At 68.7% G+C, this 19,378-nt stretch carries 23 protein-coding genes and 3 pseudogenes; 13 read left to right on the top strand and 13 right to left on the bottom strand.

What is annotated here, in order from left to right; all coding sequences use genetic code 11:
- Positions 1–62: 62 nt before the first annotated feature.
- The 3 genes from ABD296_RS06515 to ABD296_RS06505 are packed head-to-tail and all read left to right on the top strand — an operon-like array spanning position 63 to position 2,309.
- A complete protein-coding gene (locus ABD296_RS06515) occupies positions 63–479 on the top strand; it encodes a GntR family transcriptional regulator (RefSeq protein ID WP_344262531.1) in 417 nt (138 codons plus the stop codon).
- On the top strand, positions 466–1,371 hold the full coding sequence (locus ABD296_RS06510) for an ABC transporter ATP-binding protein (RefSeq protein ID WP_344262529.1): 906 nt from the start codon (positions 466–468) through the stop codon (positions 1,369–1,371). The genes ABD296_RS06515 and ABD296_RS06510 overlap by 14 nt, the downstream gene beginning before the upstream one ends.
- Positions 1,368–2,309, top strand: coding sequence for a hypothetical protein (locus ABD296_RS06505; RefSeq protein ID WP_344262527.1), 942 nt, complete (start codon positions 1,368–1,370; stop codon positions 2,307–2,309). The genes ABD296_RS06510 and ABD296_RS06505 overlap by 4 nt, the downstream gene beginning before the upstream one ends.
- A 149-nt stretch (positions 2,310–2,458) precedes the next feature.
- Here ABD296_RS06505 and ABD296_RS06500 read toward each other — a convergent pair whose 3' ends face one another.
- From ABD296_RS06500 to ABD296_RS06490, 3 genes are all read right to left on the bottom strand, one after another.
- Positions 2,459–3,043 carry a TetR/AcrR family transcriptional regulator gene (locus tag ABD296_RS06500; protein WP_344262525.1) on the bottom strand — a complete coding sequence of 195 codons (585 nt, stop codon included), beginning with the start codon at positions 3,041–3,043 and terminating at the stop codon, positions 2,459–2,461.
- Entirely contained in the window at positions 3,040–3,876 is an 837-nt protein-coding gene (locus tag ABD296_RS06495) for an alpha/beta fold hydrolase (protein WP_344262523.1), read from the bottom strand. Before ABD296_RS06495 ends, ABD296_RS06500 begins: the two co-directional genes overlap by 4 nt.
- Before the next feature lie 161 nt (positions 3,877–4,037).
- Entirely contained in the window at positions 4,038–4,397 is a 360-nt protein-coding gene (locus tag ABD296_RS06490) for a hypothetical protein (RefSeq protein WP_344262521.1), read from the bottom strand.
- A 337-nt stretch (positions 4,398–4,734) separates the two neighbouring features.
- Here ABD296_RS06490 and ABD296_RS06485 point away from each other — a divergent pair, with 337 nt between their 5' ends.
- Entirely contained in the window at positions 4,735–5,097 is a 363-nt protein-coding gene (locus tag ABD296_RS06485) for a transposase (protein ID WP_344262518.1), read from the top strand.
- A gap of 115 nt (positions 5,098–5,212) precedes the next feature.
- Here the strand turns inward: ABD296_RS06485 and ABD296_RS06480 are convergent, their stop codons facing one another.
- Positions 5,213–5,599 carry a nuclear transport factor 2 family protein gene (locus ABD296_RS06480; RefSeq protein ID WP_344262516.1) on the bottom strand — a complete coding sequence of 129 codons (387 nt, stop codon included), beginning with the start codon at positions 5,597–5,599 and terminating at the stop codon, positions 5,213–5,215.
- On the bottom strand, positions 5,596–6,786 hold the full coding sequence (locus ABD296_RS06475) for an MFS transporter (protein ID WP_344262514.1): 1,191 nt from the start codon (positions 6,784–6,786) through the stop codon (positions 5,596–5,598). Before ABD296_RS06475 ends, ABD296_RS06480 begins: the two co-directional genes overlap by 4 nt.
- A gap of 88 nt (positions 6,787–6,874) precedes the next feature.
- Here ABD296_RS06475 and ABD296_RS06470 point away from each other — a divergent pair, with 88 nt between their 5' ends.
- On the top strand, positions 6,875–7,432 hold the full coding sequence (locus ABD296_RS06470; RefSeq protein WP_344262512.1) for a TetR family transcriptional regulator: 558 nt from the start codon (positions 6,875–6,877) through the stop codon (positions 7,430–7,432).
- 83 nt (positions 7,433–7,515) lie between these two features.
- On the opposite strand, the gene ABD296_RS06465 is transcribed toward ABD296_RS06470, so the two are convergent.
- The gene (locus tag ABD296_RS06465; protein ID WP_344262510.1) at positions 7,516–7,692 is read right to left on the bottom strand and encodes a hypothetical protein; all 177 of its coding nucleotides are present in this window, start codon (positions 7,690–7,692) and stop codon (positions 7,516–7,518) included.
- A gap of 85 nt (positions 7,693–7,777) precedes the next feature.
- The gene (locus tag ABD296_RS06460; RefSeq protein WP_344262508.1) at positions 7,778–8,347 is read right to left on the bottom strand and encodes a TetR/AcrR family transcriptional regulator; all 570 of its coding nucleotides are present in this window, start codon (positions 8,345–8,347) and stop codon (positions 7,778–7,780) included.
- Between the two features lie 103 nt (positions 8,348–8,450).
- On the opposite strand from ABD296_RS06460, the gene ABD296_RS06455 reads away from it, so the two are divergent.
- Together ABD296_RS06455 and ABD296_RS06450 are read left to right on the top strand one after the other, a co-directional pair.
- The gene (locus ABD296_RS06455; RefSeq protein ID WP_344262506.1) at positions 8,451–9,077 is read left to right on the top strand and encodes a dihydrofolate reductase family protein; all 627 of its coding nucleotides are present in this window, start codon (positions 8,451–8,453) and stop codon (positions 9,075–9,077) included.
- Between the two features lie 110 nt (positions 9,078–9,187).
- A complete protein-coding gene (locus ABD296_RS06450) occupies positions 9,188–9,577 on the top strand; it encodes a PPOX class F420-dependent oxidoreductase (RefSeq protein ID WP_344262504.1) in 390 nt (129 codons plus the stop codon).
- Between the two features lie 121 nt (positions 9,578–9,698).
- Here ABD296_RS06450 and ABD296_RS06445 read toward each other — a convergent pair whose 3' ends face one another.
- Positions 9,699–10,301, bottom strand: coding sequence for an rRNA adenine N-6-methyltransferase family protein (locus ABD296_RS06445; protein ID WP_344262502.1), 603 nt, complete (start codon positions 10,299–10,301; stop codon positions 9,699–9,701).
- On the opposite strand from ABD296_RS06445, the gene ABD296_RS06440 reads away from it, so the two are divergent.
- Positions 10,300–11,148, top strand: a complete 849-nt coding sequence (locus tag ABD296_RS06440) for an AraC family transcriptional regulator (RefSeq protein ID WP_344262500.1) — start codon at positions 10,300–10,302, stop codon at positions 11,146–11,148. The two genes, ABD296_RS06445 and ABD296_RS06440, sit on opposite strands and share 2 nt — an antisense overlap.
- A gap of 612 nt (positions 11,149–11,760) precedes the next feature.
- Entirely contained in the window at positions 11,761–12,219 is a 459-nt protein-coding gene (locus tag ABD296_RS06435; protein ID WP_344262498.1) for a hypothetical protein, read from the top strand.
- Between the two features lie 153 nt (positions 12,220–12,372).
- On the opposite strand, the gene ABD296_RS06430 is transcribed toward ABD296_RS06435, so the two are convergent.
- The 3 genes from ABD296_RS06430 to ABD296_RS06420 all read right to left on the bottom strand — a co-directional run bounded on the left by ABD296_RS06430 (position 12,373) and on the right by ABD296_RS06420 (position 14,629).
- Entirely contained in the window at positions 12,373–13,518 is a 1,146-nt protein-coding gene (locus tag ABD296_RS06430; protein ID WP_344262496.1) for an epoxide hydrolase family protein, read from the bottom strand.
- 595 nt (positions 13,519–14,113) lie between these two features.
- Entirely contained in the window at positions 14,114–14,380 is a 267-nt protein-coding gene (locus tag ABD296_RS06425; RefSeq protein ID WP_344262494.1) for a hypothetical protein, read from the bottom strand.
- A 24-nt stretch (positions 14,381–14,404) separates the two neighbouring features.
- Positions 14,405–14,629: a hypothetical protein gene (locus ABD296_RS06420; RefSeq protein WP_344262492.1), complete on the bottom strand. Its 225-nt coding sequence runs from the start codon at positions 14,627–14,629 to the stop codon at positions 14,405–14,407.
- 84 nt (positions 14,630–14,713) lie between these two features.
- Between ABD296_RS06420 and ABD296_RS06415 the strand changes: the two genes are divergently transcribed.
- A complete protein-coding gene (locus ABD296_RS06415; protein WP_344262490.1) occupies positions 14,714–15,109 on the top strand; it encodes a VOC family protein in 396 nt (131 codons plus the stop codon).
- Positions 15,110–15,225: 116 nt separating this feature from the next.
- Positions 15,226–15,444, top strand: a pseudogene (locus tag ABD296_RS50500) (hypothetical protein); the annotation flags it as partial.
- Between the two features lie 162 nt (positions 15,445–15,606).
- Here the strand turns inward: ABD296_RS50500 and ABD296_RS50495 are convergent.
- Together ABD296_RS50495 and ABD296_RS06405 are read right to left on the bottom strand one after the other, a co-directional pair.
- A pseudogene (locus ABD296_RS50495) lies at positions 15,607–15,936 on the bottom strand (DUF4158 domain-containing protein); the annotation flags it as partial.
- 373 nt (positions 15,937–16,309) lie between these two features.
- Positions 16,310–16,777 (bottom strand): PH domain-containing protein, encoded by a 468-nt coding sequence (locus ABD296_RS06405; RefSeq protein ID WP_344262485.1) that lies wholly within the window; start codon positions 16,775–16,777, stop codon positions 16,310–16,312.
- Between the two features lie 92 nt (positions 16,778–16,869).
- Here ABD296_RS06405 and ABD296_RS06400 point away from each other — a divergent pair.
- Both ABD296_RS06400 and ABD296_RS06395 read left to right on the top strand, forming a co-directional pair.
- A pseudogene (locus ABD296_RS06400) lies at positions 16,870–17,132 on the top strand (aldehyde dehydrogenase family protein); the annotation flags it as partial.
- A gap of 420 nt (positions 17,133–17,552) precedes the next feature.
- A complete protein-coding gene (locus ABD296_RS06395) occupies positions 17,553–19,172 on the top strand; it encodes a hypothetical protein (protein WP_344262483.1) in 1,620 nt (539 codons plus the stop codon).
- Positions 19,173–19,378: the final 206 nt, after the last annotated feature.

Raw genomic sequence — 19,378 nt, 5'->3', positions numbered from 1 at the left:
AGCCGGGCGAGAGGCTGTCCTATAGTCCTAAAGTCATAGGACAGCAGAGAGGTTCGCCGCTGGTGATCGACTTTGTGTTGGACGGCCGGTCGAAGGTCAGCACGTACATGCAACTCGTGCAGCAGGTCAAACAGGCGCTGCGGGTGGGCCTGCTGGTGCCCGGCGACCGACTGCCGAAGGTCCGCGACGTCGCCGAGTCCTTGGCGATCAACCCGAACACGGTGCTGAAGGCCTACCGGGAGCTGGAGATCGAAGGACTCGCCGAGGGACGGCCGGGGGTCGGCACGTTCGTCCGGCGCACCCTGGCCGGGGACTCGCTCGCCAGCCAGGCGGGGTTGCGCGACGCACTGGTGGAGTGGTTGCGCCAGGCCGAGGCGGCCGGGCTCACCGACGAGGACGTCACCGCGCTGATCGAGACGACGCGTCGCGCCGCACGGAACGCGGACGCCCTGCGAAGGAACGCCCATGAGAGGACATGAGATGGATCATGTGCTGGAAGCCGACGGGCTCGGCAAGCGGTACGGGAGGCGGTGGGCGCTGCGGGACTGCACGCTGCGGTTGCCCGCCGGCCGGGTCGCCGCCCTTGTCGGACCCAACGGCGCGGGCAAGAGCACGCTGCTGCACCTGGCGGTCGGCCTGCTGCGCCCCGACGCCGGCACGGTACGGGTCTTCGGCGCCGCACCGTACGAGAACACCGCCGCCCTCGCCGACATCGGGTTCGTCGCGCAGGACACCCCGCTCTACCGCGACTTCAGCGCCGACGAACTGGTGAAGCTGGGCGGCAAGGTCAACCGGCGATGGGACGGTGCGCTGGCCCGGGAACGGCTGGCCCGGCTCGGTATCCCGCCGCGCAAGCCGGTCGGGAAGCTGTCGGGCGGCCAGCGCGCTCAGGTCGCGCTCGCGCTCGCGCTCGCCAAGCAGCCCCGCTTGCTGCTCCTGGACGAGCCCGTCGCCAGCCTGGACCCGTTGGCCCGCCGCGAGTTCCTGCAAACCCTCATGGGCGGCGTTGCCGAGTCCGGCACCACCGTGCTGCTGTCCTCGCACATCCTCGCCGACCTCGAACGCTCGTGCGACTTCCTCGTCGTGCTGCAGGCCGGGCAAGCACGCCTGACAGGCCAGGTCGACGACATCGTGGCCGAACACCGGCAACTGGTCGGCCCCCGCCACTCCGGGGAACCCATCGACGGCGTTGCCACCGTGGTCTGCGCACGCCACACCGACCGGCAGTCGACCCTGCTGGTCCGCACCGACGGGCCGATCGGCGACCCGTCGTGGACGGTGCAGGAGCTGTCCCTGGAAGACCTCATCCTGGCCTACCTCGCCGACACCGACGCCAAGGCCGACCACCAGGCCTGGGGGGTGCCGGCATGATCTGGCTGACCTGGCGCCAGCACCGCAGGCAGGCGCTGTTCACGCTCGCCGGGCTGGCGGTGCTCGCCGCCTTCATCGTGCCGACCGGCCTTGCGATGCGGCACGACTACACCCGCCTGGGTCTCGCCGGCTGCGGCTCCGGTGGCCCTGGAGGCGCCTGCGGCCCGAACATGCAGGAGTTCTCCAGTACCTACGGATCGCTGGTCTTCGTCAGCGTTCTGATGTTGGTCGTCCCCCTGCTGGTGGGCGTGTTCTGGGGCGCCCCGGTCATAGCGCGCGAGGTCGAGCAGGGCACCCACCGGATGATCTGGACCCAGGGCATCAGCCGACGGCGCTGGGCACTGGTCAAGATCGGCCTGCTCGGCGGCACCGTCACGGTGCTGGCGACCCTCTACGGGCTGGGCATGGCCTGGTGGTACGTCCCGCTCGCCCACATCGACACGCGCCAGAACAGGTTCACCGAGGTCTTCTTCGACATGCAGGGCGTAGTCCCGATCGGCTACACCCTCCTCGCGGTCGCACTAGGCATCCTCATCAGCACCATGCTGCCCAAAGCGCTGCCCGCGATGGCCGTCACACTGGCCGGCTTCATCGCGGTCAGGTTCACCCTGGCCTTCTTCGCACGGCCCCGGTACATGACTCCCGCCTCCGCCGACTACCCGGTGCAGGGCGGCTCGGTCGGCCCCGCCCAGGGCTGGGTGCTGTCCAGCAGCGTCCACCGGGCGGACGGCACATTCGTCATGTCCGGTGCAATCAAATGCCCGCCGAACAACGCCTGCGCCCCCGAACTCGGCCTGCGCCCCGGCGCCTACAACCACCAGGTGTTCCACCCAGCGGACCGGTTCTGGGCGTTCCAGTGGATCGAGACCGGCATCTGCCTGGCCCTGGCCGCGCTCCTGGTCTGGTACGCCGTCCACCGCATCCGCCGCATCGGCTGACCCCAGCGGCAGACCAAAGACTGGTCGAAATGCGGCTCGATCACAGCAGCGTCCTCGATTGACCCTGAGCACCTGCGTGCGGAACACCGTGTGTGGCGCGCCCCCCGACCCCCCGGGTAGACCGGGACGGTCGCGGCGCGGTGCGCGCGTCAGCGGGCGGGCCGGTCCGGCGCCCGCAGGCCGTCGAGGAGGGTCAGGAGGGTCTGCTCGGTCTCGGCTCGGGGGTGGCCCGCGGCGATCAGGAGGGCCGCCTCGATGCACGAGCTGAGGAGCAGGTGGGCCAGGGTGCGGACGGGCTGGCGGCGGATCACGCCGGCGTCCATGGCCAGGGTGAGTCCGGCCTCGATGAGGGAGAGGTTGTGGCGGGCCTCGATCTCGCGCCACGCCTGCCAGCCGAGGACCGCCGGGGCGTCACGGAGCGCGATCTGGACCAGTTCGGGCTCCTCGCAGGCGTCGAGGAACCGGGTGAGGCCGCCGGTGAGCAGCTCCCAGGGGTCGTCGGTGGCGACGAAGATGTGCTGGGAGAGCTCGACCTCCATCTGGTCGAGGACCTCGGCGAACAGCGCCTTCTTGTCACCGAAATGGTGCTGGAGGGCGCCCCTGGTCACCCCTGCGGCCGCCACGATCTGCTCGGCGGAGACGGCGGTGTAGCCGTGCTCGGCGAACAGCTTCCTGGCGGCGGCGATGAGGGCCGCGCGGGTGGCGCGCGTGCGGTCCTCCTGGGTGCGTCTCACCGCGTCATTATGGCGAACTCCTTGACCTTGCCGGCGAGCAGGCCGGGGCGATCCTCGGAGATGAAGGTGTAGGAGTCCTCGACCAGGTCGAGGCGTGCGTCGGGGAGCTTGCGGGCGAGGCGTTCGGCGAGCGGCAGCGGGAACAGCCGCTCCTCCTTCGCCCAGAGCAGGAGGACGGGCCGGTCGTAGCCGCCGTTGGCCTCGAAGGCGTCCAGGGTGTGGCGCTTGTCGAAGCCGCGCAGGAGCTTGCCGAGGTCGCGCCGGACGCCGCGGCTGGTCTGGATCGGGGCCAGGTAGGAGTCGGCGACCTCGCGCGGGATCGGGCGCTTGGCCACCCAGCCGAGGGCGATCGGCAGGCGGAGCAGCGGACGGATCCGGAACAGCTGGGCGGTGACCCACAGCGAGCCGGGCAGCCGGGACATGGGCGCCAGGAACCCGAAAGGGGGCGGCGGGAAGCGGTCCAGCACGTCGCAGGAGGCCAGCACGATGCGGGCGACGCGCTCGGGGCGCCGGGCCATGAGGATCTGGACGAGCGCTCCCCCGGTGTCGTTGCCGACGAGCGTGACGTCCTTCAGATCGAGGGCCTCGAGGAACTCTTCGACGAGCCCGGCGAGGCCGGACGGGGTGAGGTCGGCGTCGGGGCGCATGGGCTGGGGGTGGGCGCCGAGGGGCCAGGTCGGCACCAGGCACCGGTGGCCGGCGTCCACCAGCGGCCCCGTCTCGTGCCGCCAGATCTCGCCGTTGACGAGCAGGCCGTGCACGAAGACGACCGGTGGCCCGTCGCCGAGGTCGCGGTAGGCGATGGGTCCTGCGGAGAGGTTCACGGTTCGCATACCCCATACTTACATACATGCCGAATGAATGTAAGAGCGAGGGCGGTGCCCGTCAGCGCCGCGGCACCACCCGCAGCGTGTGTGCCGCTTGATTATTGAGTGACGTGGACTGAGCTGGGGTTATGCGGCGCTGCACATGCCGAGAACTACATCTGTGCAGGTCACGCCACATGCTCGTACTCGTTGAGGATTCCGCCGAGGCGTTGGCGTCTTCGCACGTCCGGCCGGGCGATCTGGTCGGGGTCGGTGATCGGCGGGGGCAGCGGGGTGCATGGTCGAGCGTTCGCGATGCCCTGGTGAGGACGATGGTTGATGCCCGCGTCGGCGAGGACGGCGTCGAACAGTTCGGGGTACTTGCCGTCCCGGTCACGGATCAACCATCGCGCCTGGCAGCCCACCGTCCTCCAGTCCATCACCAGGTTTCTGGCCGCCTGCGTTACCCAGGAAGCGGTCGGGTGGGCGATTGCATCCAGGATACGGCTCCGGCGGGTGCGGTTTTCGATCACGGCCAGCACGTACATGCGCGCCCCGGTCAGGGTGACGTCTCCAGGAAGTCGCATGCCAGTAGCGCGTCGGCCTGGGAGCGTAGAAGGGCGGCCCACGTGCCGGCGGCCCGTTCGTTCGGGCGCCGGGTCGACTCCGGCATCCTGAAGGATCTCCCACACGGTCGACGCGGCCACCTTCACCCCGAGCACCGTCAAGTACGCCAAGCGCAACAACACGGCCGACCATCATGCCGGGGCGGCAGCGTCCTTGCACCACACCGGACGCGATCAGCCGAGCCGTCGCGCTGTGAGGTCTCACCATCGGCCATCACAGCTCTCACCTGCACGGATGTAGTTCTCGGCAGGGGCAGCCGTGGACATCGGCCGTCCACCCGAAAACGACCTGCGCACCATCATGGACGCCATCTGCTACATCGACGGCACCGGCATCCCCTGGCGCTACCTGCCGCACGAGCACCCGCCCTGGCAGACCGTCTGCGGCTACTTTCGCGCCTGGCGCGACGACGATGCCTTCAATCTGCTCACAGGACTGCTGCACCGCTTGGTGCGCGCCCGGGAGGGCCGTGCCGCCGAGTCCTCCGCCGGCATCATCGACGCCCAAAGCATCAAGACCTCGGGCAACGTTCCGGCCACCGACCTAGGCATCGACGCCGCCAAGAAGATCGTCTGGCTGTGGCCGTGGGAAACAGAAACGTTTGTGTGCTGGTTCGTGTAACGGCTGCGGTGACGTGGGTGCTGATATCTCGATGAGATTTGGCGACGGTGCTGGCTGGAAGTTCCGGAGCTACGGCAACGCCGCCCCTGCCGGGACGGCGTTGCCGTCCTTCGCGTCAGCCGAGTTGTGCTTGGAAGATCCGCTGGTCGAAATAGGCGCGTGCCTCGCGGATGAGGCCGTCTCCGTCCAGCTCGTAGACGTTGATGCCCGACCAGTTGACGGGCGCCCCCGACAGCGAGACGGCCGCGCCGCGCCAGGAGACGGCGACGGACGCGCCCACCGTGTGGGCCTCCACCGGCGTCAGCCCGAGGAAGGGCTGGAACCGCGGCAGTACCGAGGCGATGAAGTCGCGGATCGCGTCCCGGCCGACGATCGGCGGCTGCCCGACCGGGTCGTGGAAGGCGCCGTCCGCGGCGAAGGCGGACGCCCAGGCCGTGGCGTCGCGCTCCTGCGAGGCCGCGAAGAAGCGCAGGACGGCGGCGGGCATGGCGGGGAAGGTCATGGGGTTCCTTTCGAGTCGTGGCGCCGGACGGCGGGGACGACCGCCAGCCCGGCGAGGGCGAGCAGGGCCTGCACGGTGCAGACGCCGCCCCATCCGTACGTGCCGTAGACGGCGCTCGCCAGCGCCGCGGCCACGGCGCCGCTGAGGAACGCCGCGACCATGTAGACGGTGTTGGCGCGGCTCCGGGCGTCCGGGATGTGCGCGAAGATGCGCGCCTGGTTGGCGATCTGGCTCCACTGCACGGCGAGGTTGCCCAGCAGGACGGCCGCCACCATGCACGCCAGGACGGCGCGTCCGGCCGCGTAGGCTCCGGCGGTGACGAGGGTCAGGACCGCCGACGCCGCCAGGATCGGGGCCGGGCCGCGCCGGTCGATGAACCGTCCGGCCCACGGCGCCGTGACCGTCCCGGACAGCCCGAGCAGGCCGAACAGCCCGGCCTCCGCGGTGCTGTAGCCGTACGGGTCGTGCGTCAGGACGAGGACCAGCGTCGTCCAGGTGGCGGTGTAGGCGCCGAACAGGGCGCCGTGCAGCAGGCAGGCGTGCCGCAGCGCGGGCTCCCGCCGCACCAGTCCCGGCAGTGACGCCAGAAGCCGTCCGTAGGCCGCGCCGCGGTGCACGGTCTCCGCGGGCAGCAACCACACGGTGACCGAGCCCGCCAGCGCGGTGAGGACGGCCGCGAGCAGGTAGACGGACCGCCATCCCAGCGTTTCGCCGACGACGCCGCCCACGACCCGCGACCCGATGATGCCGGTCATCAGGCCGATCTGGACGTTGGCGACGACGCCGGCCCGCCGCTCGGGCGGCGCCAGTTCGGCGGCCAGCGGGATCAGGACCTGCGGCACCACCGTCGCGCCGCAGGCCAAGGCCGTCGCCGCGGCGAGCATGCCGAGGCCCGGCGCCGCCGCTGCCGCCAGGAGCATCACCACGGTGACGGCCAGCAGCACGGCCAGCAGCGGCCGGCGGCGCCGCGCGTCGCCGAGCGGCACCAGGAACAGAATGCCGCCCGCGTAGCCGAACTGCGCGCAGGTGACGACGGTCCCCGCCGCCGCGGACGAGACGCCGAGCCCGCGGGCGAACAGGTCCAGCAGCGGCTGGGCGAGGTAGACGTTGGCGACGGTGGCGCCGCTGCACACCGCCATCGCCGTGAACAGCGCCGGCCGTGCCGCCGGCGCTCGTACTGCGACCATCCGGCCTCCAAACGAACGAACCAGTTGGTTCGATCTTGCGGCATGACCGTGGCCCGCGTCAAACGAACCGGTTCGTTAGAATGCGGTCATGGCCTACGACTCAGCCGCGACCCGGGAACGCATCCTTGCGGCGGCGTCCGCCGAATTCGCCGAGCACGGCGTCGCCGGCGCCCGCGTCGACCGGATCGCCGCGAGCGCCGAGGCCAACAAGCGGGCCATCTATGACTACTTCGGCGACAAGAACCGGCTCTTCGCCGCGGTCCTCGAACGCCTCATGACCGACCTCGCCGCGGCCGTCCCGGTGGACGGCGGCGACCTCGGCGCCTACGCCGAACGGCTGTTCGACTACCACCGCGACCACCCCGAGGCCCTGCGCCTGCTGCTATGGGAGGCGCTCGAACTCGGCGACGGCCCCGTCCCCGACGAGGCGGCGCGGACGGCCCACTACCGGGACAAGGCCGACGCCGCGGCGAGTACCTCCGGCGACCCGGCTCCCCTGATGCTCTTCACCCTGGGCTTGGTCGCCTGGCCCCTGGCGATGCCCCAGATCAGGCGCATGCTCCTTGGGCCCGACCACTCGCTGGACGCGCTCCGCCCCGCCATTGCCGACGCCGTCCGCGCCCTTGCCGCCCGTGACCAGCCGTAAAGGCCCCTTCAAAGCTGCTTTGATCTTGTATCCCAGGCCGGCCGAAGTGCGGTTCCTCGGCCGACGTCAGGAAGATCTCGGCGTCACGCAGTTCCGTGATCAGCGTCCCGGGCCGTCTGGGCGAAGCGGCGGATGAGGTCGTTCTCTGCCGCCGTACGCCAGGCGAGCACCCAGGAGACCGGTGGGGCGTCCAGTACGGGCAGGTAGACGAGGTTGGGCCAGGGATAGAAGGCGGAGGCCTCGGCGACTGCCGCGGCCACGGCCTGGCCTGCGCCGACGGTTTTGAGCAGGTCGTCCCAGTTGGTGACCAGGGGCCCGCGAGCCGCCGTTGAGGTGGCCTTGGCCTCAGCGGAGGAGGCGGTTCACCATCTGCTCGATGAGGTCGTCGATCGGGTAGGGCTCCAGGAGAGCGGGGGCGGTGAGGTCGTCCACGAGCAGTCCGGACATGGCGAAGTAGAGCAGGGCGACGCCGGTGCGGTCGCCGGGCAGTCCGGCGTTGACGTGGTAGTCGACGATCTCCCGGTTCTCCTCGGTGAGGAAGCCGCTGAGCTCGGCGTTCAGGTCGGCGCGGCGGGTGGCCTCCAGGCGCAGTTCCAGCATGGCGAGGTTGCCGGCGCGGTCGTTGCGCATCCGGGTCAGCAGCTGGCGCATGAGTTCGGCGACCAGCTCGTGCGACGGCGCCTGCTTCATGGTCTCGGCGAGCGCCTCGGGGTCGGGGGTGAGGCGCTCGCGGGTGCGGCGCATCACCTGGGCCAGCAGATCGTCCCGGTTGGCGAAGTAGTTGGAGGCGGTGCCGGTGGGCACGCCCGCCTGCTTGTCGATCGCGCGCAGCGTCAGGCCGCGCGAGCCCTCCCCGGCCAGGACGTCGATGGCGGCGTCGAGGAGCGCGGTGCGCCGAGCCGGGTTCTGCCGCATGGAAACCTCCACGAAGAAGACTTGACACCACTGCAAGTGAAGTACTAACTTCAAACCACTCCAGGTACAGTACTACGGTTGCAGTCTTCCGAAGGGCATCTTCTTGCGAAAGCTCGTGTACTACATCGCCACCACCCTCGACGGCTTCATCGCCGGCCCGGACGGCGCCGACCCCAGCGGCCCGAACGGCTTCTGGCCCATCCCCGCCGACTACATCGAGCACCTCGTCGCCCACTACCCCGAGACCCTCCCCGGACCGGCCCGCACGGCGCTGTCGGTCACCGCCGACGGCACCCACTTCGACACCGCCGTGGAAGGACGCCGCTGCTACGAGATCGGGCTGAAGGCCGGGCTCACCAACGCATACCCGCACCTGCGGCACCTGGTCTTCTCCCGGACCCTCACCGAGAGCCCAGACCCCGCCGTCGAGGTCGTCTCCACCGATCCCGCCGAGAAGGTCAGGGAACTCAAGCGGCAGGACGGCAAGGACATCTGGCTGGTCGGCGGCGGCGAACTCGCCGGCGCCCTGTACGGCGAGATCGACCGGCTCATCCTCAAGATGGGCCCGCTGACCATCGGCACCGGCATCCCGCTGTTCTCCCGCACGGCCGCCTTCGACCCGCGCACCTGGAAGCTGACCGACCACACCGTGCTCGCCAGCGGCGCCGCGTTCCTCACCTACGACCGGCCCGCCGACCTCAGCGAAACCGACTGCGACACCGGCCAGTGAGGCCACCCTCCGAGGGGGGCGACTCGACGCCTGCTCTGGCAGGACCGCCGTTCGACTCGTCTGTCCCTGATGCAACCGCCGCCGCGCAACGAACCGAAGGACCAAACTTCATGATCTTCACCCAGGCGGAGCTCGACTACCTGGCCACCCAGCCCATCGGACGGCTGGCCACCGTGGCACCCGACGGACAGGTGCAGAACAACCCGACCAACTTCTTCGTCGACGCCGACACCGGCACGATCGTCATCGGCGGCGGCGCACTGGGCAGGTCGAAGAAGTTCCGGAACGTCCAGCAGGGCAGCACGGTCGCCTTCGTCGTGGACGACCTGGCGACGGTCGACCCGTGGGCGCCCCGGGGCATCGAGATCCGAGGCACCGCGGTGGCACTGACCGACCAGGAACCGCCCCGGACCGGCCTCTCTCGGGAGAGCATCAAGATCAACCCGACCAAGATCGTCACGTGGGGACTGGACGGACCCCGAGCGAGCCGTACGGTGTGAACCCGCGCGACGGCGGAGCTGCCGTCCGAACCGCACCGCAGCCGCCCTTCACTCTCATGACTCCACCACACCGTCGCTGAACCTCATCGACATCACCACCCCGACGCTCCCGCGACCGTCACTACGAGAAGGGGCCGGGCCTTCTTGCGGTGAAGCGGAACTGGTGTTGGTCGGGCCGGTGCACGGTGACATCTGCGAATCCGGCGGCGTGCAAGCGCTCTTCGAGGGTTCCGGGGTCGACGGGCACGTAGGTGTCGTCGCGGTGCCCTTGCCGGATCATTTCGCTGTCGATGGAGTCGACTCCGAGCAGTGCGGCACCGGGCCTCAGGAGAGCGTTGAGCCGGACGAACAACTCGTCCTGGGCCTGCGGCGAATCCATGTGGTGAAGCATCGAGAAGCACGTCCCGGCGGAGAACCGTCCCTCATCGAGTTCGGCGGTTCGGGCATCTCCATGAATGATCTCCACGTTCTGTCCGCGAAGTCGTTCGCGAAGTCCGGCCGCGAGGTCGTGATCCACCTCTACCGCGGTCACCTTGCCGGCCACTTCGAGGAGCAGGTCGGTGGTGAGACCGGGGCCTGGACCGATCTCCAGGAGGTCATCGCCGAGGTCGGTGACCTGCCGCAGCCACGGAAGCAGATCGGTGCGCAGCTTCTCGGCCCAGGCCGGGCTGGCCAGGTAGGAGAGGTGGGTTTCGTTCATGCGACATTGGTACCGTTCGGGCATGACTGCCGGCTCTGCTGGAACGGCCGTTCTCTCGCCCTCGGCGGCCAATGTCAGGCGAGTGATGCCCGGACCGTACGGAGGAATGGCCGCCGGGTCGTACGCTTTCGAAGGCGACCTGCGTGATCCTCCGGCGCGCATGCCGTGGCACTCGCATGATCTGCACCAACTGGAATACGCCTTCGAGGGCGTGGTGATGGTGGAGACCGCCGCGGCGCGCTACCGCCTCCCACCGCGCCAGGCGGTGTGGATTCCGGCCGGCCTGGCGCACAAGAGCACCTTCGCGCAGGCCAGGACCGTGTCGGTGTTCTTCGAGCCGTCCCTGGTCCACGACCGATCGGGTCGCGCCCGCGTCCTGCCGGTGGAACCGGTCCTCCGCGAAATGATGATCTATGCGCTGCGCTGGCGTATCGACAGGACGTTCAGCGATCCGGTGGCCGACAGCTACTTCGAAACCCTGGCCCATCTGGTCTCCGATGGGATGCGGTACGAGTTGCCCTTCTTCCTGCCCACCAGCACCGACCCGCTCGTCGCCGCGGTGATGCGCCATACCGATGACCACCTGGACAACGTTGATCTCCAACAGGTCTGCGAAGCGGTCCGCATCTCGGAGCGGACCCTGCGCCGCCGATTCCACGCCTCGACCGGAATGACCTGGCGCCAGTACACCCTGCACAGCAGAATCCTGCATGCCATGACAATGCTGGTCGAACAAGACGCCACGATCACGAGCGTCGCCACCGCCGTCGGATTCGACAGCGCCAGTGCATTCAGCCGGGCATTCCAGGGCTACACGGGGGGTACACCGACCGCGTTCCGGCAGAAGAGAGACGCCTTGGGGAACGCTTGATCCGGCGTGGCGTTCCGTCCGGCCTTCATCGAGCAGGTGGTGTGACGGCTCTTGAGAGCCATACCGCATGTTCGACCAGCGCGAAGAAGGTGTTCTTGGCGACCTCGGGGCGGCGGACGTCGCAGAGCCTGACCGGGACGTTCCGCGTCACGCAGAGAGCCTCGCGAATATCTTCGGCAACGTAGGGACGTGCGCCATCGAAGACACTGGCGGGCCACAACGAAAGGGATCTGACGCGCCTCGAAGAAATCGATGGAGGCGAAGCTCCTACTCAGCCGGGCGGGTGTCGACAAGGACGATTGCTCCGATGTGCCCTCGATCCCGCCGAGATCGTCCGTTCCCACCGAGGCGTCCTTAAGGACCATCTGCACTATGATCTTCCTCTTTTAACATAGGCTGGTCCCAGGAAGATGATCCTGAACTCGCCCACAATGAGACCATCGCAGGTCCGCTTACTCAGGGGGCAACTCCAGCTTTTGCCGCCCCGATACGACTCCCATTTGTTTCCCATAAGGGCAAGGGCTCGACGAGAGCGGGTCGCAACCCGGCAATGAGCGCGTTGGAGGCGGTGATCTGATCGCTGCAGACCTTGGAGGCGTTGAGCTCGCCGCCGTGGACATGGACGACGGTCGAGTCGGAGCAGGGAAGCCACTCGCTGCCGACCTGGTGATTAGCGATGATCTTGTAGACCGTCGTGGTGTGCAGGGGGCCGGTGTCGAATGGTGGTTCGCTTTTACCGCCTTCGAGTTCTTTCTGGACGCCGTTGACGAAGTACTGGTAGTTGACGGTGTCCTCATGCTCGTGCCCGCCGTCCAGGCCCGGGTGATGGACAAGGCAGCCGACGCCCCCGCGCTCGCCTCCGCCGCCAACATCGCCGCCTTCAACCTCGGCAACGCCATCGCCGCCTGGATCAGCGGCAGCGCGATAGACGCCGGCCTCGGCTACACCGCGCCCACCTGGATCGGCGCCCTCCTCGCAGGCGCCGCCATACTCGGAGCCGCCATATCCGGCACACTCGACCGCCGGACACGCCTCCAGCACGACTCTGGCCACCGGGGGTCTGCGGTGTGAGCACCACAGCCGGCAGCTCGCGAGCCGCATCATGAGCTTCCCCTGTTCACCGTGGTCGGAGAGGTCGGTGAAGCAGCTCAGTGTCCGTACTCGTGTGCTACCGTCCGCTCGGTTCCGTACTGGTGTGCACGGCGGAGAGGTTGCGCTCGCACATCATGCTCTGCGCAGCGGACGCAGGAAGTCGCGGACGTCGTCCGCGAGCGCCCGCGGTGCCTCCCACTCGGGGAAGTGGCCGGCTCCGGGCAGCAGGGTCCAGCGGTGGACCGGGTGCAGCCGCTCCCACCACTCGCGCGGCGGGTAGAACGCCTCCAGCTCGGGCTGGTTCACCGCCAGCGGGACGCCCAGCCGTCCCGCTGCGGGAGGAAAGAGCCGGTCCTGGCGGTAGAGCCGCATGGACGACGTGATGGTCCCCGTCGCCCAGTACAGCGTGATCGTGGTGAGCAGATCGTCCATGCCGAACACCGACACCAGGTCGCCGGGGCACGCGCACCAGGTGCGGTACTTCTCGACAATCCAGGCGGCGAGCCCCGCCGGGGAGTCGTTCAGCGCGTAGCCGATGGTCTGCGGCTTGGTGGCCTGGATGGTGTTGTAAGCGGCCTCCTCGGCGTACCAGCGTTGGGACTCTGCGACGAACCGGCGCTCGGCCGCCGACAGGTCGTCGGGGACCTCGTTCACCGCCAGAAACGTGCCACCGATGTGCACGCCGATGACGTGCTCGGGGTGGGCCAGTCCCATCTGCAGCGCGACCGCGAGCCCGTAGTCGGTGCCCCGCACCGCGTACCGGTCGTAGCCGAGGACCTCGGTCATCAGCGTGTGGAACACCTCGCCCATGGCCGCCGGGTTCATACCGGGGGTGGTAGGGGCGTCCGAGAAACCGAATCCGGGAAGCGACGGCACCACCACGCTGAACGCGTCGGCCGCCGCGCCGCCGTGCGCCGCCGGGTCGCTCAGCAGTGGCAGGACGCGCGCCATCTGCGTGAACGTGCTCGGCCAGCCGTGAAGGACCAGCAATGGGACGGGCGCCGGGCCGCGTCCGGGCTCGTGGACGAAGTGCGTCTGGAGGCCGCCGACCGGGACGCGGAAGTGACTCCAGCGATTGAGTTCGATCTCGCGGGCCCGCCAGTCGAATCCGTCGCGCCAGTAGAAGACCAACTGTTGGAGGAACTGCAGGTCCGTGCCTCCGTCCCAAGGCGCGCCGACGTCGGTGTCCGGCCACCGGACGCGGTCTAGCCGCGCCGATAGGTCGGCCAGGAGCTCGTCGGGGACGTGAACGGTGAACCGTTCGGGGACGGCGGGCATGGCGGACTCCTTCCGGCCGCTGAGGTCCGGCCGGCATCGTGGTCGGGTCAGTGCGGGACCCCAGGGGCCCTTCGGGGCCGCGATCGCGTGACGCGCAGCGCCTCGTCCACGTCGCGACCGCCGGATCGGCCCCGCGGGGGGCCGCCAATTCGACGAGCTACGCCGCTCCGGTCTCTCCTTCGCGCTCGACAGTGCTCCGCGCCGAACACTGCGGATTCCATGGTCACCCCGGCATGTTAAGGGGCACGACACCGGCACCAACCCAGGTGTTGCCGGGACGCATGGTCGCCCGCCCACCATCCAGAGTTGCGGCGAGCCGCGTGCCACAGCCGCATGCCGCGAGTCATCCCGCTCCGGTCCCCCGGCGCCGCTCGTGATGCGGGGAACTTCACCCCCTGCTCACAGAGAGTGGAATATGATCTTGATTGTCGTGGAATCCGAGCCGGAAGAGACCTCGAGACGCCGCTGGCCAGCGAGTTTCGTCAGCCCCCGAAAGGGCCGACAGTGGGGCCCTGCGGCTGAACGTCCCCGGCTTTGTGTCGGCGGTTCCGTTCCTCGGCGCGTCTGGATAGGGACCGCCGGCCACGCTGGTTCGCTACCGCGATTCATAGTGGGAGTCCGGGTAGCAACCCCCGCCTACCTGATGGGACATTTGATGCCACACGAAGACGATGGGCGTGCCAACGATCACCGGCGTGCCGCTGAGGAAGCCGCCGAGCGATACGGGGACGAGCATCAAGAAACGTCGAAAAGCCGGATCGCGCTCGCCTCGCAACTGCACCGCTGCGGTCGCCTGGAAGAGGCCGCGGACCAATTGCGGGCCGTGGTGCAGACCCAAGCCCGGGTTTCGGGGAACGAGCATCCGCAGACGATCCTGGAGCGGCGGTTACTGGTGCAGGCGCTTCTTGGACGCCGGGCAGTTGCAGGAGGCCGAACACCACCACAGGGCCTGCTGGACGCGCGCGTCCGCACTCTCGGCGAGGACCATCCCGACGCGCTCGCCACGCGGGCCAACCCCGGCCTGCTCCTGGATCGCCTCGGGCGCCTGGTGGACCTGCGCGGCGGCCGACTCCACCGCCGTCATGGGCTCCCCGCACTCCAGGCAGTGCACGTGACACGGCCCCCACCCTGCTGGTCCCCTTGAGTCCTACGCCCAGGAGAATGCCTCCATCTGGCGATCAATAAGGAGACCACCATGGCCAGCGGCATCTATCCGATCATCGGCTACCAGGACGCTCCCGCCATGATCGAGTGGCTCACCCGTGTCTTCGGCTTCCGGCGGCACACCGTGATCGAAGGGGACAACGGCCTGATCGCGCACGCCGAGCTCACCCTCGGTTCCGACGCCATCGTCATGCTCGGCTCGATCCAGAACGACACGTTCGGCCTGCGCGTCCCACGAGAGATCGGCGCGATGACGGGCGGCGTCTACGTCGCGGTCGACGACGCGCGGGCGCACTACGAGCACGCCAGGTCCGAGAACGCCGAGATCATCCAGGAACTCACCGACAACGGCTTCGGCCTGCGCTACACCGCGCTCGACCCCGAAGGCCAGCTGTGGGGTTTCGGCGACTACCGCCCGGCACGGTAACGGGTGTTAACCGAACCCACGGCTAGCGGTGTGGGCCGACCCCACCCCGCTGGAGAACGAGATGCACCGCCTGAAGATGGACGAGGCGGTGCGACGGCTGGTCCGTTCACGCGGTCGTGGCGCATGTCCACGTCGGGGTGAGCCGCATCCTCGATCTTCCGGGTGAGGCCCCCGGCCCCGACGCCCCGGGCCCGCTCGCCTACTACCGCGCCGCCAGCGCGTACGCCCCCGAGCGTGAACAGGTCAGGCGGCGGGCCGTCACCAAAAGGCTTCAACGGTTCCCCGATCCCCGCGAACTGGCGGACGATCTCGCGAGCCTCGCCGAAGCCGCCGTCCGGCAACTCACGGAGCAGCCGCCGCGACACGCGGTCCGGGCCCGCTGGGGTCCGGTGCTGGCCCTTGACCCCCACCAGGGTGAGCACCACCGCGAACGGCCACCGCTCGCTCTTGCATCGCTGCGGGACCGCCTCGGTCGGCTGCTCCCGCCGGGGCTCCACCGGGCACACCTCATCGGCCAGCCACTGCGCCCACCGATCCTCGTCGGCCTCACTCGCCGGGCGCGTCCCATACGCCTTGCGGATCTGCGCCCGGTGATATTCGATCGTCCGGCCCCGCCACGAATACTTGGCGAACAACGCCGGATCGACCTTCACCAGCACGCGACGACGTACTCCACGCGCCACCTGAGGGACCTCCTCGGCATACGCCGGAAACCGGCCCTCCATCTCGTAGAACTTCAGCATCACGCCGAAGCCCAGCCGCGTCGCCCCCGTCTTGTTCCCGATCAGGTCCCAATCGCTGTCGACCAGCGCCCACGCACTGATCAACTCATCCGGATCCCACTCCTTGATTTTTGTACGCGTCTATCGGCAACGTATTTCGATGAGTTCCGCCAACGCCCGCACCCGCACCTGTTCCGTGTCGATGAGATCGGGCAACACCGAGGACGGCCTGGGACTCGGTTCGGTGCCACTCCCCCAAAGTAGACCGATCACGCACGTCACAGCCGGTACGCGTCGTCCGGCCGCTGGGCGGGTTCCGACCGGGCCAAGCAGGAATGTCGGGTGCTCATCGGCTGGCCGCGTCCCGATACCGAGGCGGCAATATGAGAGGAACGACCTCCGCGCTGCTCAGAAGCGTTCGTTGCGCGCCCGTCCACGTTCGCGGAACGGCGGGTCCTCCGCTGGGCGGCGCCGGGGCTCAGCCATGGGGCTCGGTCAGGCGCGCATAGAGCATCGCCAAGCCGGGCGGGGTGTAGGGCGGTGGTGTGGAGTGGCGCTCCCCGGTGGCGGGAGGCGCGAACACCCCCACCGGATAAAAGAAGATCCGGCGTTCGGCATCGGCCGTCCGCAGATACACCTCCCAATAACGGAGCGACGCGTGCAGGGAGATTTCGGTGACGTCGTCCCAGGCGTAGCGCCAGCGGCGCAGGGCACCCACGATCGTGACGCCTTGGTCGTCGACGATGGCGCGGCTGCGCAGCGCGGCGACGGCCGTCACGAGGGCCGCGGCGAGAACGGCCAGAAGGGTGATCGCGCCGAGCGTCTTCAGGTACGGCATGCCTTGGAGCAGTGCTTGCACCAGTAGGCCGGCGCTGACGGCCAGGAACACCACCAGCACCGTCATGATCAACAGATAGCGGTGACAGCGCACGGTTCGTCGTTCCATGCGGCAGATGTCTAGCAGATTCGGGGCCGGTCACACGGACCCGAGCCCCGGGCCGGAGCGTCACGAGCAGGCACGAATGCCGTAGAGCCGGACTCGCCGCCGGCATCGAGTACGGACTTTCGCTGGGGATCCTGACCGGGGCGTCCATCGGGTGATGGACCTCGCCGAGCGCATCCCGTCAGGCCTGGCGCACATCAATGACCAGACCGTCAACGACGAGGCCGTCGCGCCCTTCGGCGGCGTCGGCGCCTCGGGCACCGGCTCCCGTCACGGCGGACCTCAGGCCAACGTCGAAGCGTTCACCGAGACCCAATGGGTCACACTCCGCGACAGCCTCCCCGACCATCCCTTCTGAGTCAACGGGAGGAGTCGGTCCTGTCGATCTCCACTTGGCGTGGGAAGGTCAAATGCGCGCCCATAGCGGACCAAAAGGTCCGCTAGGTGGACCTGGGTGCGAGAATGCAGGGAGAGGTTCCATGACCACCTTTCATCGTCGCACCGTCCTGCGCGGCGCCGCCGCCACCGCGCTCGGAGCCGTCATTGGCCAGGCCGTGACCGAGCTTCCGGCTGGGGCGATCTCCGCCCCGAATCCGTCGGGTCTCGGCACCGCCAAGCCCCTCGACGGGCACCCGGCTCCCGGCTACGACTACAGCCGCGCGAACAAACTGCCCCGCGAGATGACCGGATACTGGGAGAAGCGCTTCGATCTGAACGGCGTGCCGCGCACCGCCAAGGTCTATATCTCACCCGAAACGCGATCCGCTCCTATTACACGGTGCTGGCCGTCCCAGACGGCGTCGAGACCGGCGATTTCCTGCGCCGGACGGGATGGCGTGACATCGCCGACGAACGCGGCGAGGGCCTGTTCGTCCTCGAACCGGGCGAGTCCGGCTGGGGTGCCGCAGCCGCCGAGCGCGCCTACGTGGACGTCGCGATGGCCTTCTACCAGGCCAACCCCTACTTCTCGATCTTCGGCCTGGACTACCTGGTGGGGTACGGGGCCGGCGCTCCGGCTCTCGAAGCGCGGGCAGCGGCGTTCCCGCTGCAGGTCATCGGCCAGGTGTACCTGGACTCCCCCGGCCTTCCCGCCGCCTATCTTCGCGACATCGGATCTCAGGAGTTCGACGGCACCACCCAGGACGGCTACACCGACGTGGTCTTCCCTGACGGCTTCGACCTGATCCGGCACGACGAGGTGGTGGTCCCGACCTGGTACCTCAATCCCGAACGGAGCGCCTCCTCCAGTCTCGCCTACTGGCTTCGCGCCAACGACGCCGACGATTCCGCTGCCCATGACGGGCTCCTGGGAACGGTATACCACCAACGCAGAAACTCGCGGCGCTGGATGACATCCTTTTCGGGACCGATCTCCAAGGTGGCGGTACGGGAACGGCCGACCGACTACGGAAACCAGCGCACCACCCGGGAACTCCTGGCTTTCCTCACGCCCTACTCGCGGTACGAGAACTTCTTCGCCTACGGCAACCAACTCGTGCGGCGCGCCGACCACGACCGTCTCGGCGTCGAGGTCCAGACCATGACCGTCGAGGGCCGACTCCGCGAATTCCTCGTCTACGTGCCTGAATCCGCACGCCGGCTCTGGAGCCGTCGGGCACCCGTGGTGTTCATCTGGCCGGGGAACACCCAGACCGACAAGGTGTTCTTCGACTCCGCCCAGTGGTGGCAGGTCGCCCAGAGGGAAGGCTGCGTTCTCGTGGTGGCCTGCGAGCAGTACAGCAGCTCCGCGATATCGGTGAGCCACAAGGACTCCGACGTGTTCTTCCGTCAGCTGCGTGAACTCGTGACGAGGAAGTACGACGTCGACCCCACGCGGTTCTACTGCACCGGGCAGTCCGCCGGCAGCGGGGTCACCCAGTTCTTCGCGGCCGCCAAACCGGAATATTTCGCGGCCGTCGCCTCGACCTCGTTCGCCCCCGCCCCCGACAAGTCGGGGACCATCACCTTCGAGGGGATCGCATACCCGGCGGCCAGGCGGCCGATACCCACTTACCTGGCATACGGCTACGGCGACCTGGCATTCCTCAAGGGCGATCTCTGGGACGACATCCAGAACGACCTCGACGCCTGGGCCGCCTACCACCTCGGGGTCAACGGGCTCGCGCTGGAGGACGTCGACCGCCGCGAGGGGCGGCCCAGCGGCTGGTACAACCGCTTCCGGACCTGGACGTGGCGCAAGCCGGGATTTCCAGCACCGGTCGTCAAGGTGACCAAGAACCTGTACCGGTCCCACAACAACATCCCCGAGGAGACACCGATGCTCTGGGAATTCATGCGCCACTACCGTCACGAGGTGGACAAGACCGGACACGTCACGCGGTACTACAGCCCGTCCGGGTTCAGCCGACACGGAGATGAGAGGGTCATCCCGACATAGCACCACCCCTGCGCGACTCTGGTGGTCAAATCCTCCCGACACCTACACCCTCGAACGAGTCGTGATCCGGGTGTTCTACCGCGTCGTCCGAGACGGCCCGCAGGCTGACGTGGACGTGGTCGCGATCTACGCCAACAGCTGACCACGATTTCCGCAGTTGGGTGCGGCCCGATGCCGAAGCGCCGAACGGAACAGCACGTGGCCCC

This window comes from Actinomadura napierensis, from assembly GCF_039529375.1.
Classification (GTDB): Bacteria; Actinomycetota; Actinomycetes; order Streptosporangiales; family Streptosporangiaceae; genus Spirillospora; species Spirillospora napierensis.
Note: the sequence above shows the minus strand (reverse complement) of the source record. Positions and strands in the feature narration are given on the sequence as shown.